Source organism: Nitrosomonas sp. Is24 (assembly GCF_033063335.1).
In the GTDB taxonomy this organism is placed as follows: domain Bacteria; phylum Pseudomonadota; class Gammaproteobacteria; order Burkholderiales; family Nitrosomonadaceae; genus Nitrosomonas.
This window is the reverse complement of the sequence record NZ_JAWJZG010000001.1, coordinates 1,244,796-1,259,240: the sequence shown is the minus strand read 5'-3', so window position 1 is coordinate 1,259,240 and position 14,445 is coordinate 1,244,796. Positions and strand designations below refer to the sequence as shown.

General features: G+C 48.3%; 15 protein-coding genes and 1 tRNA gene. 5 read left to right on the top strand and 11 right to left on the bottom strand.

Annotation, left to right across the window (positions count from 1 at the left end):
• From R2103_RS05630 to queD, 3 genes are read right to left on the bottom strand one after another with little or no spacing between them, the layout of a single operon-like run.
• Positions 1–654, bottom strand: a complete 654-nt coding sequence (locus R2103_RS05630; protein ID WP_317530522.1) for an ankyrin repeat domain-containing protein — start codon at positions 652–654, stop codon at positions 1–3.
• Complete coding sequence (locus R2103_RS05625; RefSeq protein WP_317530521.1) at positions 638–1,420, bottom strand: TatD family hydrolase; 783 nt, start codon at positions 1,418–1,420, stop codon at positions 638–640. The genes R2103_RS05630 and R2103_RS05625 overlap by 17 nt, the downstream gene beginning before the upstream one ends.
• Positions 1,421–1,442: 22 nt before the next feature.
• Entirely contained in the window at positions 1,443–1,892 is a 450-nt protein-coding gene (queD, locus tag R2103_RS05620) for a 6-carboxytetrahydropterin synthase QueD (RefSeq protein WP_317530520.1), read from the bottom strand.
• Between the two features lie 63 nt (positions 1,893–1,955).
• Between queD and R2103_RS05615 the strand changes: the two genes are divergently transcribed.
• Entirely contained in the window at positions 1,956–2,795 is an 840-nt protein-coding gene (locus R2103_RS05615) for a radical SAM protein (protein WP_317530519.1), read from the top strand.
• A 475-nt stretch (positions 2,796–3,270) separates the two neighbouring features.
• Complete coding sequence (locus tag R2103_RS05610) at positions 3,271–4,872, top strand: alginate export family protein (protein WP_411172602.1); 1,602 nt, start codon at positions 3,271–3,273, stop codon at positions 4,870–4,872.
• 82 nt (positions 4,873–4,954) lie between these two features.
• Here the strand turns inward: R2103_RS05610 and R2103_RS05605 are convergent, their stop codons facing one another.
• The 8 genes from R2103_RS05605 to R2103_RS05570 all read right to left on the bottom strand — a co-directional run bounded on the left by R2103_RS05605 (position 4,955) and on the right by R2103_RS05570 (position 11,243).
• Positions 4,955–5,770 (bottom strand): amidohydrolase family protein, encoded by an 816-nt coding sequence (locus R2103_RS05605; protein ID WP_317530517.1) that lies wholly within the window; start codon positions 5,768–5,770, stop codon positions 4,955–4,957.
• 127 nt (positions 5,771–5,897) lie between these two features.
• A complete protein-coding gene (locus tag R2103_RS05600; RefSeq protein WP_317530516.1) occupies positions 5,898–6,491 on the bottom strand; it encodes a hypothetical protein in 594 nt (197 codons plus the stop codon).
• Between the two features lie 133 nt (positions 6,492–6,624).
• Positions 6,625–7,416, bottom strand: a complete 792-nt coding sequence (locus tag R2103_RS05595) for an FxDxF family PEP-CTERM protein (RefSeq protein WP_317530515.1) — start codon at positions 7,414–7,416, stop codon at positions 6,625–6,627.
• 422 nt (positions 7,417–7,838) lie between these two features.
• A complete protein-coding gene (locus R2103_RS05590; protein ID WP_317530514.1) occupies positions 7,839–8,528 on the bottom strand; it encodes a hypothetical protein in 690 nt (229 codons plus the stop codon).
• Positions 8,485–8,940 carry a hypothetical protein gene (locus tag R2103_RS05585; protein ID WP_317530513.1) on the bottom strand — a complete coding sequence of 152 codons (456 nt, stop codon included), beginning with the start codon at positions 8,938–8,940 and terminating at the stop codon, positions 8,485–8,487. The genes R2103_RS05590 and R2103_RS05585 overlap by 44 nt, the downstream gene beginning before the upstream one ends.
• A 115-nt stretch (positions 8,941–9,055) precedes the next feature.
• Positions 9,056–9,328: a MoaD/ThiS family protein gene (locus R2103_RS05580; protein ID WP_317530512.1), complete on the bottom strand. Its 273-nt coding sequence runs from the start codon at positions 9,326–9,328 to the stop codon at positions 9,056–9,058.
• Positions 9,329–9,396: 68 nt separating this feature from the next.
• Complete coding sequence (locus R2103_RS05575) at positions 9,397–9,840, bottom strand: M67 family metallopeptidase (RefSeq protein WP_317530511.1); 444 nt, start codon at positions 9,838–9,840, stop codon at positions 9,397–9,399.
• 512 nt (positions 9,841–10,352) lie between these two features.
• Positions 10,353–11,243, bottom strand: coding sequence for an alpha/beta hydrolase (locus R2103_RS05570; protein ID WP_317530510.1), 891 nt, complete (start codon positions 11,241–11,243; stop codon positions 10,353–10,355).
• A gap of 225 nt (positions 11,244–11,468) precedes the next feature.
• Here R2103_RS05570 and lpxK point away from each other — a divergent pair, with 225 nt between their 5' ends.
• From lpxK to R2103_RS05555, 3 genes are all read left to right on the top strand, one after another.
• Positions 11,469–12,470: a tetraacyldisaccharide 4'-kinase gene (gene lpxK / locus R2103_RS05565; RefSeq protein WP_317530509.1), complete on the top strand. Its 1,002-nt coding sequence runs from the start codon at positions 11,469–11,471 to the stop codon at positions 12,468–12,470.
• A gap of 418 nt (positions 12,471–12,888) precedes the next feature.
• Positions 12,889–14,118, top strand: a complete 1,230-nt coding sequence (locus R2103_RS05560; RefSeq protein WP_090317052.1) for an aspartate kinase — start codon at positions 12,889–12,891, stop codon at positions 14,116–14,118.
• A 51-nt stretch (positions 14,119–14,169) separates the two neighbouring features.
• Positions 14,170–14,262: transfer RNA gene (locus R2103_RS05555), tRNA-Ser, on the top strand.
• Positions 14,263–14,445: the final 183 nt, after the last annotated feature.

The following is a 14,445-nucleotide window of genomic DNA, read 5'->3' as shown; positions in this document are numbered from 1 at the left end:
TTATTTCGCCACTTCGCGGTTCTTAAGAAACTTGACCATATCCGGGTGATTGTATTTTTCCGCCCAGGCCAGGGCATTGTCGCCATGCTCATTTTTGATCGCTGGGTCGGCGCCCTGGTCGAGCAACAATGAAACCGCATCAAAATGATTGCCCCTGACCGCCATCATCAATGCAGTCGAGCCATTGTCGGTAATCGAGTTAATAGCAGCGCCACCGGACAGCAGTAACCGGATGGTGTCCAAATGCCCGCCGTAAGCGGCGTAGGTTAATGGATTCCAGCCGCTATGATTGATCTCGGCGCCTTTGATGTAAAACAACCGCACCAATTCGGTCAGGCCATGATAGCTGGCCAGCATAATCGCCGTTTCGCCGTAGCGGTTGCGGATATCCAATTGCGCACCGGCAGCGATCAGCACTCGTGCCATGTCCAAATTTTTATCCTTGGCCGCGATCATTAAGGGCGTATAGCCATCGCGGTTCGCCAGATCCGGATTGGCACCTTTTTCCAATAACCGGGAAACTTCGGATAAATTTCCCTTTTCCACCGCCCACATGAAATCTTCCTGAATACCCGCAGCCGCATGAAGTGGCAGGTAAGAGAGCAGCACTACAGCACATATCGATAACCAATGCGATTTAAGCAGGTATGCCATATTTAGGTGGTTTGAATAGATTAAAAAAATTATCCGTGGTTGCAGTTGCAATATCTTCCAGATCCGCATTCCGCAAACGCGCGATTTCTTCCGCCACGTGCCGCACGAATGCCGGCTGATTCTGTTTGCCGCGAAACGGCACCGGGGCCAGATAGGGCGAATCGGTTTCAATCAGCATTCTATCCAATTGAATGTTCTTGGCAACTTCTTTTAATGCCACGGCATTTTTGAACGTCACGATGCCGGAAAATGAAATGTAAAAATTCAGCGCAATCGCTTGCTGCGCAACTTCCCAGCTTTCGGTAAAACAGTGCATCACGCCGCCCACCTGATCGGCACCCTCTTCTTGCATGATCCGCAGCGTATCGGCGGCAGCGGAGCGGGTATGAATGATCAGCGGTTTATTCACCTTACGTGCCGCGCGAATGTGCTGGCGGAAGCGTTCCCGCTGCCATTCCAGATCGCCCTGCAGGCGGAAATAATCCAGACCGGTTTCACCGATGGCGATGACTTTCGGATGATTAGCCAGTTCGGCGATTTGCTCGGCTGACGGTTCGATCTGATCTTCATAATCCGGATGAACACCGACGGATGCGAATAGATTCTCGTGTGCTTCCGCCAAGGCGCGCACCCGTGGAAAGTTCGGCAAATCGACGCTGACGCAGAGCGCGTGCGTAACGTGGTTGTCCTGCATGTTCAGTAATAATTGATCCAGATCTTTGGCCAGATCAGGAAAGTCGAGATGACAATGTGAATCGATAAACATAACAATAATGAGTCTCTGAAAATTATACCGGGCCACGCACCGCGTCGGCCCAGCAGTTCGGTGTTTCGTACAGACGCACCTGCTCGAGTTGCAGATGATTGCCATAGCTATCCTGATAGGCTCCATCCAGAATATTAAACGCAATCAGCGCCAGATTTTCCGCGGTGGGCTGCACATCCAGCACAACGGTTTTATGATCTTCGATCGATTGCAAAAATTGTAAAACTTTCGTATCGCCGGAATACACTAAGAAGGCATGATCCCACTGATCGACCAGTACCGATTTGGCAATGCGTTTGACTTCGGAGTAATCCATCACCATGCCTTGCTGCGCGACACCTTCGTCAGCGATAATGTTGCCAGATAGCGTAATCTCGATACAGTAACGGTGGCCGTGCAGATGGCGGCATTGGCTGTTATGCGTTGAAATGCGGTGACCTGCGTCAAATTCCAGCCTGCGAGTAATGAACATACGTACAATTGAGAAGCAAAATGAATATATGGAATTGTAACATTGCGAGCAAACTCTAAACTATTGAATACGACCGATCACAGCCGCGACAGCGCGGGACTCACCTACGTGTACCCGGTGATTTCGCGCCGCGCCGGTGGTGTCTCGATCGGCATTAATCTGAATCCGAACAATGCCTGCAACTGGCGCTGCGTCTATTGCCAAGTGCCTGATCTGAAACGCGGTTCCGCGCCGCGCATCGATCTGAACCGGCTGGAGATCGAATTACGATCATTTCTGCACGAACTGATAGCGGGAGATTACATGCAGCAGCATGTACCGCTTGAAGCCAGAAAAATTCACGATATCGCTTTATCCGGTAACGGTGAGCCGACAAGCGCGAAAGAATTCGAGCAGGTGATCGAATTGATCGGTCGCGTCAAAAATGATTTCGCATTACCGGCAGCGTTAAAAATCGTGCTCATCACCAATGGCAGCTTGATTCACCGCCCAACCGTACAAGCCGGTTTGAAGCGCATGGGAGAACTGAATGGAGAAGTCTGGTTCAAGTTCGATCGCGCCTCAAGCAAGGAAAGACAGCGCATCAACAACACATCGATCAGCCTGAGAAAAATCCAGGATCATTTACGGATAGCGGCTTTACTCTGTCCGACTTGGTTACAAACTTGCGTTTTTCAGCTGGACGGCATGCCGCCCTCGGATGAAGAAACTGCCGCTTATTTAAGTTTTTTGCAACAACTGAGCCACGATAAAATTCCGGTCCAAGGCGTTTTATTGTATGGCATCGCACGCCCGTCGCTACAGCCGGAAGCATCTCGTCTTTCTAAAATTTACGATGCTTGGTTATCACAATTCGGCGAGCAAATTCAACGCACGGGGTACGCCGTCAAAATCAGCCAATAGTGCGATGAATTACTTTAGAAACCCAGTCTAAAACAGGGTTATATAGCACCCTATGTTGTTGATTTACAACAAAACAATATTCAATCAATTCCACTAAAATCAATCAGTTATTTGACCATCATTTCACCACGTAATTGACTGAAATCTATCAATTACTTTATCAATAAGGGAAAAGCATTGTTTTAACGTATTATTTCCCCACTTCTCCATACATTGCAGCTATTTATAATACGACACCCTAATTGGCCGCCCTTGGCGATGTCATGCCATAAAGACCGGTAGCCTGCGGTATAATATTTACAATTTTCTGATACCAATCATATGATTCCATTTGATTACCAACCCGGATTATTAACAACGGAGCTTATTAATGAATAACTCGAGATTCTTCACTTTCTCTGCATTTGCCACTCGTAAGCGAAAACTTGCTATGGCAGGAAGCATGCAGCGATGGTTACTTAAACTTGGTGTATGCATGCTGAGTATGGGAGTGCCGCTGTCGGTGTATGCAAATCCGCCCGCGTCTGCTCCTAAAGCTTTGGATGCACCCAAAGCTGCTGAAGTGCCCAAAGCGGCCGAGGCACCGAAAGTTGCTGACGGTAAATTTGACATGGCCAAAGTACCGGCCGTCTCTGCTCCGTCACGTCCAGGCTTGTTTCTGTTACCGCCTGCCGCTCCTGGCTACTTCTCACTGTGGGATTTGGTAACCGGTAACAAGCGTGAAAAACCGCCCGTTGCCCCTTATGCGCCGTTTGCGTTATTAACCACACCGTCGTACGACATTGACTTTCGTTATCTAGCCACACCGGGACACGAAAAAGACATATTCGATCCGGTTAAGAGAATGAATCTCGGCGATGACTGGTTATTGTCACTGGGTGGTAACTTCTGGTATCGCTATATTCACGAAACGGACAGCCGTTTGAATGCTGCGGGTACCAATAATGACTTCCACTTGATACGCACCAGGGTTCATGCGGATTTATGGTATCGCGACAAAGTGCGGTTATTTGCCGAGCTCATTGATGCCCGCGCCTTTGGTTCCGAGTTGCCACCGCTTGCAACGGATAGAAATCATGCTGACATATTGAATATGTTTACCGATATCAAGCTGGCCAATATCAATAATGGACCGGCGTATATCCGTGTGGGCCGTCAAGAGATGATGTATGGTTCGCAACGCTTGATTTCCACATTGGATTGGGTCAACACACGTAGAACATTCCAAGGTGTGAAAACGTTCTGGCGCACGGCGGAATGGGATGTGGATGCATTCTGGATGCGTCCGATGGTCATTGAGAAAGGGAACGTCGATAACTGGGATACACAACAGAACTTCTTTGGCTTGTGGGCTACCAATAAACCGAAACCAGGTCACTTAATCGATCTTTACTTCCTTAGTCTAATCAATGATCGCAACGTTTCCGCTGCTAATTTACTAGCGGGAAATATTCTGCAAGGCAATGCCGATACCCATACGCTCGGTGGCCGCTTGGCAGGTAACTTTGATAATCTGCTGTATGAATTGGAAGGTATGTATCAGTTCGGTCAACGCTCCAATCTGGACGTATCCGCTTTCGCTGTGGCAACCGGCGTAGGTTACCGTTTACCGCTTCCGATGAACCCGCAAGGCTGGCTACGCTATGATTTTGCATCCGGCGACGGCAATTCCAAAGACGGCAGAAGCAATACGTTTAATCAGCTGTTCCCATTCGGTCACTACTATCTCGGTTTCCTGGATCGTGTCGGACGTCAGAACGTGCATGACTTCAATGCGCAGTTCACCATGCATCCGATGCCTTGGATAACGTTCATCACGCAATATCATCGCTTCTACTTGGCGAATAACCGTGATTACTTATACAACGCTGCCGGTCAGGCAACATTGCGGGACGTCACAGGCCAATCCGGCAGTCATATCGGCGATGAAATTGATTTCCGTTTAAATCTCCATATGAGCCGTCATCAGGACGTGTTACTGGGCTACTCAAAATTGTGGCGCGGTGAATTCCTGGATAAGCAAAGACCGGGAACCTCTCCTGATCTTTTCTACGTTCAATACAATTTCCGCTTCTGAGTTAGTTTCAATCAGGTTAAAACAACAACGGCAACCCATGGGTTGCCGTTGTTGTTTAGAAGTGCAGTTATTGAATGATAATTTACTGGCAACCGGATACCGGAAGCCAATTTACCAGCGGCCCCTCGCTACGCAATAGCCCATCCGTTTGCTTCATGAAATAAACATGATTATCCGCCGAAGAAATGCCTGCATACACTTGCGTGACTGGATAATAACGGTAACTGTAGAGACTTGAAACCACTGTTGTCTGGCCAGCGGGCGATAATAATTCCGGGTATTTCCCTTCCGCCCAAGTCAGAAAACATTCAATACTTGCCGGGGATGATTGGTTAATGAATTTACTCACAATCGTGCGTCCGCCGGAAATCACCAATTGCGGATATTCCAGCAGTTTGAATTTCTGAAATGGATTACCTTTTACCGCAATCACATCGGCCGGGGCACCCGCCACCAATGTTCCTAGCGGCGCCAGACCCAAATGCTCACCCGCTTTTGATGTGGCCGCTTTAATGACATTGACCACGTCGGCAAAATCGATCGATTCCCCACTGGTTAAATGCAAGATCATATGCAGCTCTTCCCCGTTGATCCCCCAAGGCACATTGTCATGGCCAATCTCCGAGCCATAGATAAATTTCGCGCCTTTACTGGCCAGGCTCATGGTATTGGAGTGAATACCCTTGCCGGTGGCCGTGTTCACACAAGCTGCCAGCGTATCAATGGTAGTGACGAACGTAACCCCTTGGTCCACCGCGCGCTGCAGTAAATCTTCCCTGATTTCGCCACAAGGAATATGCGCAAATTCATCAACGCCTGCATTAAGCGCCCGCTCAAAACCGGTATTCTCACCGGCATGCACGAGAACACGTTTACCCAATGCATGCGCTTTGGCCACAATGGCATTAGCGATATCTTGCGATAATATCGGCCAGGGCGTAACAGGTACCGGGCCATCGTGTGGTTGCTATCCAGGGCGCACCGGTTTCGCCTCCCGGTTCCAGTGCCATTTTGATTGCAGTAGCTCAACCGGCAATCAGATCCGTGATCACTTTTTCGGCTTCGGTCGTGGATGCGACTGGAATACCGATTTTGTCATAACCGCCATCGCCACCGCCACCGCCGAAAACATTTAGCGGATAACCACCGGCCGCTTGAATAATCAGACCGGTGTTTAACAGCCGCAGCGTCCCATCACCGCCTTCCTTAGCCTGCAATGGACCGCCGGTATCCTGAACGGTCGTTACACCGTGTTCCAACACAGCATTTTTATTAACACTCTGGAATGTAATATGCGCGTGCGACTCGATAAATCCCGGCAGAATAGTCGCATCCCCTAAATTAATCTGATTGGCACAGGACCCGCTCAACTCGGTCAAAGCCCCAATGCGCTTGATCTTATCGCCTTCAATCAGCACCGCCATATTGTCTTGCGGAAAATTGACGCCGTCGAACAACCGGGCGGCTGCCAGTATTTGGCATTCCGGCAGACCGGGCGCTAACGTAACCGAACCGCCGTGATCTTCTCCATCATGACCGAATGCGTTGAAACTGATCCTGTGCCAAAGAATCAGCGCAATGGTTATCTTTTTGTTAAAACTGAAATTTATATTTGTCATTTTAATCCAGTATGGATGAAATTGATTCAGCACAAACGGCAGCCCCGTATCACGCCGAAGAGGTAGAATTCGCGTGATACGGGGCTGTGCAGTACCAATAGCCAGGAGTAGTTGGCTATAGAATCAACTCCGATTAGAGTTTACGGCGGCGGCTTGCGCTGAAACCGATCAAGCCAAGGCCTGCCAGCAACATGGCATAGGTTTCAGGTTCCGGCACCACGGACACGACACCTGTCACACCTAATGAAGGAAATGGGGTAGCTGAACTAAAATAATCCGTACCGCCAACAAAAATGGAATAGTCACCGGCTGTCAAATGGAAGACTCCTGATACGAAATGATCCGCTAAACCATCACCACCAGCGATAACACCGGTGCCATAGTCGACGCTACCGTCATACGCATGACCGACATAAGTGAAAGCACTAGCCGGATCAGTGTTGTCGTTAGTAATGCTCCAGTCCGTCAATGATCTGAACGAACCTTCTGTCAAACCAACACCGCCCACAGCATCACGGATAGCGACCGAGCCTGTTGCAAAATCGTAATCCGCCGCGAATGGTGCAGTATGCGCAAGCCCGCGATAGACAGAAAATCCTGGCAGAATACCGGCCGCAACCGAGGCGCCAGCCGAAGTAACAAAGGCTTGTTCCTGGAATGCAATTTTGACATCGGCGTCGTTATCCAAGTGGAAACGGTATGCTCTGAGCCGATGGGAATCACCCCAATCCGCATCCGTTCCGTCAATCCAGCCGTGCAAGCCTGTAACAGCCTGGTTCGTAATGGTTGAAGATGCTGCCGAAGTGCCCGTGAACGAACCAAAATCGCGGCCACCATAGCCGATATGTGCCATGGCAGGCAATGATGTCAAACCCGCCAATAACAATGCATATTTCAATGTACTTTTAACGAATGTCTCTTTCATAAATGACCCTAATTTCTTATTTGATTATGAATAGGCGAGAAAAGATTTCACACCTGCAGCGTTGGCCAACGTACGCGCAGTATTGATCAAACACAGTTAAGGGTCAATGCGGTAAATTGTCGCAGTTACAATGAGTTACGTTTACTTTTACAAGACAAAAAGATCCTTTTCCTGAACGTAAAAATAACGTCAAGAGCACAAACTCTGAATATGCAAGCAATGCAGATTATCTAAAGCATTGTATTAAATTACAAAAATAAAATAGTTAACGATAATACGGCCACCGGTGATCACGACAGGAAAGAATGAACATCAAGGCAAAAATTTCGTATGCGATACCCATAATCCGTGCTTTTACCCGCCGTGATGTGTGGTGACATTGGTTTTCCTCTTCTCTTCAAGAGATCAAGCATGTTCGCAATCTAACAATGACCGGGTTCGATAAAACCCGTCAGCGCGGCGAGCGCGGCCATCAGGAAAAAATTACCCCACACCGATTCCACCAATTCTTCTTCGTTCTGCCCGGTTTTGTAGCAACACCCCCAGAAAACGCCGGTTGAGCTATTTTTCTGATTTTCACTGTATCCGGTATCTTGCTGAAATCCGATGAAATACTGGCTGCGGATGATTACACTGATCTGACGATGCGCGTAAGCGCGCCAATATTCGCCTTCGGGCAGCAAACGCGCCAGGGAAAGCATCGCAATCGATGCGATGACGGCAGCGGAAGGATCATCGCACGACACCAATTGGCCGAGCCGGTTAGGCGGCAAGGAATCCGGGCGGGAATACTGCCAATACTCACAGGCCGTTTTGGCATGCGTCAAATACGGTTCACCCCACACAGCCGCTGCCCGGGTTAATCCTAGCATCGCCCAGGATTGACCGCGTGACCATGTGCCCGCTTGATCGTCCGGCTGAAACCCCCTGCCGTCAAAAAACGCGCTGGCATGGAATGCGCCATTATGGCGGCGGCACGCCGTCAACATCGTCTCGGTATGATGCTGTGCCATGTAGTAATGGAGATTTTGTTCGCCGCTGGTCAGGAGCTGAAGCAGCGCAGCAAAATTATCGATCGCGATCGACTGATAACCAGTGGAAACTGCGCCCATCGCAGCACCCAGCGGAATGCAATTTAATTTCGGATTGAAACTGAGTGCGAGCGCGGTAATGGATTTCCGGGTCAGGGCGCGCTTGCGTATCGCGGAACCAGATTTCCCCCAAGGCTGCGCCATACCAGGAAATCAAACTGCGATATCCCGAATCGACAGGAATTTTTCCGGCCAGGCGCTGGCAAATATCGGCAGCATTCTGTTGATCGCTGACCGATTCGGTTAATTTTGCCCGCAACCACCAGCACGCTCCCCAGAAACCGCCCATCCAGGAACCGCCGGAGGAAACAGTCCAGGCATTGGTATTCTTCGACGAATACAATGGAAAATCGGTTGCGCAAATCGCATTGATCGCATCCATGCGGCGAAACATCAATTCCAGCACCTCAATCATTTCTTTGGAACTGAGCAATGGATCAGCCTCGTTATGAGGTATAGATATAAATCTTTCTCTAAAAGGCAATGTCATGGCAAAAGTGCTGCAAATATTCCGGTTAAGTGCATGGTATATGCCGCGAGAAATTCTTTTAGCCTGCCGTCAGTGCAGGCAAGATAGTCACGATATCGCCATCCTGCAGATTGGTTGCCAAGCCGTCATGCAAGCGGATATCGTTATCGTTGACATAGATATTGATGAAACGATACGCGCTGCCGTCGAAAATCAATTTCGCTCTGATCCCCGGATACTGCTGCTCCATCTGCTCAATGACTTCGGAAACCTTAACGCCTTCGATCGCGATATGCTTTTGCTGATTCATCAAGGGTCTTAATAGCGTTGGAATAATTACCGTGATTGGCATTTCTGCACCTGCTCGAATATTTTCAGCGATAGGAAAACGCGTATTACGTTGTCAGGATCGATCCGCACTTAAGCGACCATCTGTAATTCGAGCTCGGGTTGATATTGCCGCACGATCCGCACCCTTTCCTCGATCACCATTTGATCGGCAATGCGAAAACTGCGGATCTCCTCTTGATAAAGATGCTGGGTAGGAATGATCACGTAATGCGCCTGCGGCTCGGTAGCCAACTCGACGTCGCTGCGTCTCGGATAAGCTGGGCTGCTGGTGTGGGAGTGGTAAATAACGACCGGCTCCTCGCAACGCGCGCTCATTTCTTTCCAGACTTGCAATTGCTGTTGCGGGTCAAACATAAAGAAATTGTCCGATTGCGCGGCATTACGCATAGGAATCAGACGCAGCGGCCAATTGGATCCCGCAGGACCGGCGATGATGCCACAGGTTTCTACCGGATGATCATTCAGTGCTTGAGTGATCATGGCTTCAACCAATTTAGCGTGTATCGTCAACATAATTCCTTGTCTCCTTTAGTTATTATGATTTCATGGCCGGTTTATGGCGTCTTTTTGCAGATGGGTAGCGACTGATCGGCTTCAATGCAATCGATTGCCGGACTGGGTAGTTGTTCTGGTCAGTCAAAATGGATTGGCAGTGCTTTGCGCGCGCACGTCCTTTCAAACCCTTCGTTGCAATTAATTCTGGCGGAATTTAAATTAAACAAACGGTGTTGGGAATGTGACAAATTGCCGCGCGGCAATTTGTCACAGCGTTGATTCATCTATTCCCCGGAATGCTTATCAATAAGCAAAAACAAAATTTCTTAAGGGGAAATAGACATTAAACAATTCGATTCAAGCAACTGCGATTGATGTGCGAAAAGAAATTGAAGATGACGAGGAATCCGGTACGATGGATGTTTTCTTTCGTTCCGGGTAAGTGCCGCAAAAAATGCGGCGCTAAAGAAATTCAGTTCAATGATCTCCGGCCTTGTTGGAGATCATTGAACTGTCATAACAGCAGCAGGCTATTTCAAAATGAAATCCCGTACGATTTTTATCTGATGGTCATCCATGAGCATCGGCGCATGGCCGATGCCGGGTAATTCGACGATTTGGGCTTTTGCGCCGCGCAACTGCATTTGCGCCGCCGTTTCAGCGGATAAAATGTCCGATTCAACGCCGCGCAGCACCAACGTTGGCACCGCCAACTGATCCCATTGCGCCCACAAATCGATATCGGTGATTTTATGTTCTTTGAAACTGACGGCAATCCTCGGGTCATAGCGGAAGCCGCAAGTACCGTCCGGATACTCGCGGACACTATGAACCGCCATATGCTTCCACTGCGCTTCGGTCAGAGGACCAAACGACACTGAAATCACCTGCATGTACTGCTTGAATTCTTCAAAACTATTGAAACGCGGATCTTTACCGACATAATCGGCAATCCTTTTCAACGCAACGGCAGGAATCAACGGACCGATATCGCTCAAGATCAATTTATGGATCGTAACCGGCTGGTCCGGTTGTATCGCCAGGATCATGCCGATCAGCCCGCCCATGGAAATACCCACCCAGTCCAAGGTGATTTTTTCTTGATACTGCGATTGGATATGCGCTATCAGCGACATCGCGTCGGATAGATACAACGGGTAGTAATCGTAATCATGCGCGTGTTCAAGCCAATCGCTCTGACCGCGCCCTACGACATCGACGCAAATCACCCGGCAATCCGCTTGCAGTACCTTCGCAAGATAATCGAAATCACGGCAATTACGTGACAAACCATGCACACAGACGACAACATGCGGATTGCGCGGATCCCCCCAATCGGTGTACGCAATGTGATGCGGCTTTTTAGATTGGCCATCTCCCGACAGTGTGGGAACAAGCAGCCGGTTTACCGATATATTCATGGTTCTTTTGCTCTTGTAAATTAAGTGTCAGACACGCATGGATTACATTATTGCTGCGCAAACCGAAACAAAAAATGAAATTTATGATGGCGAATATTCACACAATTCTTAGAGGCTGGATATAGATCAGATAAAAATTTTTGTTCATCCAGCCGCATGATGGATAACGATTGGAATCGCATGTACTATGCATACCGTAATCCATACCTCATCTGAATGCAAAATATGAAATTATCGGCGCTGTATTGGCATCGCATCACCCCGTTACACTTTGTTTTGTGGCCCTTGAGTGTTCTGTACCGTTTTTTCCTGGCCGGAAAAAAATTATGCTACTGGTTGGATATTTTTCCGTCGATCAAACTGCCGGTTCCCGTGATCATTGTCGACAGCATCAGTATGGACGATGGCGGAAAAACACCGCTGCTGCTTTGGCTCGTCGATTTATTACTGGCGCATGGCTTTCACCCTGGAATCGTCACACAAGGTAGCTCGGACAATGCCGGACCACCGGCCGCAGTCACTTCTACCAATAACGGAAAAGCATTTTTATTAGCGCAATTATGGGGAAAATCCTGTCCAGTCTGGATGGGCAACGATCGAATTGCCGCTGCGCAAGCGCTGCTCACTGCGTATCCCGAATGCAACATCATCATCAGCAACGATGGTTTGCAATACCATCGCCTGGAACGCGACATTGAAGTCATTGCCATTGATTTTAACGAGCAGAGCTTTGGCAATGGGATGTTGCTGCCTGCCGGCCCTTTGCGCAGTGTCCTGAAAGATCTGGAAAAATCCAGCATTCTTGTAGCCAATAACTTGCAGAATCATTATATTGATCCGAATCAGCAGAATAAAATCTACAATATGAAGCTGGTAAACGAAACCGCTTATCTTGTGCTCGATCCGCAACAGCGCAAAACTATTGCCGATTTCGGAAATGCATCAATCCGGATTGTTACTGATGCCGACAATGTTCATTGGCTTTATGAGCTTATGCAGAAAACAGGTCTCAACGCGGAGTTGCATTCACATCCAGAAAATCACCGCTTTAAAACGGAAGACATTCATTTCACGGATGCTGATATTGTCCTCATGCCGGAAGAAAATGCGTTGCAGTGCAAAGGCTTCGCGCACGGCAAACTGTGGGCAATCCCTCAAAAAGCCTGGGTGAATAGCGAACTGCAATCCGTTCTGTTAAGAAAACTGCGCGGCAACCCTGCTTTATAAGACGATGATGATTGCGGAGCGCCGGTCAGTCTTGACAAAATACCGTTTTCATTTAAAATCGCGGCCACTGAGAGACTGGGCTGATTCATCATTTCAGTACTCTCAAAGCTATCGAAATGGGTTCTCCTTCGCAATCCAGCAAACAAACCCAGATCATAGTTAAGTATTTCAGTTACTTCATTTATATCCTTCCAGAGTAGCATCCCGTAAGAAATATTCTGGAAGGATTATCCAATAGTTGATCAATCTTGAATAAACCTGAAGTACAAATAAATACTCATTGCTGTACGCATCCGCACAGCAGGATGGAAAAACAATACGCTACCTTTTTTAAAAGCAGCGCAATCTGGTTTTCTAGCAGTGAAATGTGTAGAATTACGCGGTTTCCCAATTCTGAAATTTAGCGGATTATTAATTCGTGGCTTTTTACGTACAAAAATATGGCGGTACCTCAGTCGGTAGTACCGAGCGAATAAAGAACGTTGCGCGCCGGGTCGCGAAATTTCACTCGCAAGGACACCAAATTGTCGTTGTCGTTTCGGCCATGAGCGGCGAAACCAACCGGCTGATTGCGTTAGCTCATGAAGTACAGGAAAACCCCAGTCCACGTGAATTGGACGTTATGATTTCTACCGGTGAACAGGTTTCGATCGCGCTATTGGCAATGGCATTGATGGAACTTAACGTTAAGGCAAAAAGCTATACCGGGCCGCAAGTTAAGATTCTGACCGATAGCACGCACACCAAAGCGCGTATCTTAAGCATCGACGAAGCAAAAATCCGTGCTGATCTGGATGCCGGATATGTCGTCGTAGTAGCCGGATTTCAGGGCGCGGACGAGAAAGGAAGCATCACCACGCTGGGCCGTGGCGGATCGGACACCACAGGGGTTGCATTAGCAGCCGCCCTGAAGGCCGATGAATGCCAGATCTACACGGATGTGGACGGAATTTATACGACGGATCCTCGCGTCGTTGCGGAAGCCAGAAGACTGAACACGATAACCTTTGAAGAAATGCTGGAAATGGCAAGTCTTGGCTCAAAGGTACTGCAATTAAGGTCGGTCGAATTTGCAGGAAAATATAAAGTTAAGCTGAGAGTGCTATCCAGCTTTGAGGAAGAAGGCCAAGGCACGCTGATTACTTTTGAGGAAGATGAGAATATGGAACAAGCTGTCATTTCAGGTATCGCATTCAATCGAGATGAAGCGAAAATTACCGTATTGGGCGTTCCCGATCATCCCGGCATCGCTTATCAGATTCTCGGACCCGTGGCCGATGCCAATATCGATGTCGATATGATTATCCAAAACGTGGGTCATGACGGTTTGACGGACTTTTCATTTACGGTTCACCGGAATGAATTTAAAAACACCATGAACATCCTGCGAGAAAAAATCCAACCGCATATTGGCGCCCGTGATGTACTCGGAGGTGATAGAATCGCGAAAGTATCGGTGGTCGGTGTTGGTATGCGCTCACACGCAGGTATCGCCAGCAAGATGTTCCGGGTTTTGGCGGAAGAAGGCATTAACATCCAGATGATCGCCACCTCGGAAATCAAAGTATCCGTGGTTGTCGATGAAAAGTATATGGAACTGGCTGTCAGGGTTCTACATAAAGCATTCGATCTTGAGCAAGCGCTTTAAGCAATCGATAATGCTGATTTTCGGGAAAATCATCATAGTGTAGTCATTACCGGAGAGATGGCCGAGTGGTCGAAGGCGCTCCCCTGCTAAGGGAGTATAGGCTCAAAAAGCTTATCGAGGGTTCGAATCCCTCTCTCTCCGCCAAAGATGTTCCAAACGTTGCCCAGAAACACCAATAAATCCCTTTAGAATAAACAATATTACGGTAATTTTGCCAATCCTTGGCAACCCTGATTAAAGCGGGTAACATTATCGAAAAGCGGGTAAAAAAGCGAGTAAAAATTTACCCGTATTTTTGTTACCCGTTTTTTGTTTTGTTCTTCGGTA

What these genes read in the sequence shown, in the direction of transcription:
- R2103_RS05630 (WP_317530522.1), bottom strand. Translation starts at nt 654, where the DNA reads ATGGCATACCTGCTTAAATCGCATTGGTTATCGATATGTGCTGTAGTG.
- R2103_RS05625 (WP_317530521.1), bottom strand. Translation starts at nt 1,420, where the DNA reads ATGTTTATCGATTCACATTGTCATCTCGACTTTCCTGATCTGGCCAAA.
- queD (WP_317530520.1), bottom strand. Translation starts at nt 1,892, where the DNA reads ATGTTCATTACTCGCAGGCTGGAATTTGACGCAGGTCACCGCATTTCA.
- R2103_RS05610 (WP_411172602.1), top strand. Translation starts at nt 3,271, where the DNA reads ATGCTGAGTATGGGAGTGCCGCTGTCGGTGTATGCAAATCCGCCCGCG.
- R2103_RS05600 (WP_317530516.1), bottom strand. Translation starts at nt 6,491, where the DNA reads ATGACAAATATAAATTTCAGTTTTAACAAAAAGATAACCATTGCGCTG.
- R2103_RS05595 (WP_317530515.1), bottom strand. Translation starts at nt 7,416, where the DNA reads ATGAAAGAGACATTCGTTAAAAGTACATTGAAATATGCATTGTTATTG.
- R2103_RS05590 (WP_317530514.1), bottom strand. Translation starts at nt 8,528, where the DNA reads ATGGGCGCAGTTTCCACTGGTTATCAGTCGATCGCGATCGATAATTTT.
- R2103_RS05580 (WP_317530512.1), bottom strand. Translation starts at nt 9,328, where the DNA reads ATGCCAATCACGGTAATTATTCCAACGCTATTAAGACCCTTGATGAAT.
- R2103_RS05575 (WP_317530511.1), bottom strand. Translation starts at nt 9,840, where the DNA reads ATGTTGACGATACACGCTAAATTGGTTGAAGCCATGATCACTCAAGCA.
- R2103_RS05570 (WP_317530510.1), bottom strand. Translation starts at nt 11,243, where the DNA reads ATGAATATATCGGTAAACCGGCTGCTTGTTCCCACACTGTCGGGAGAT.
- lpxK (WP_317530509.1), top strand. Translation starts at nt 11,469, where the DNA reads ATGAAATTATCGGCGCTGTATTGGCATCGCATCACCCCGTTACACTTT.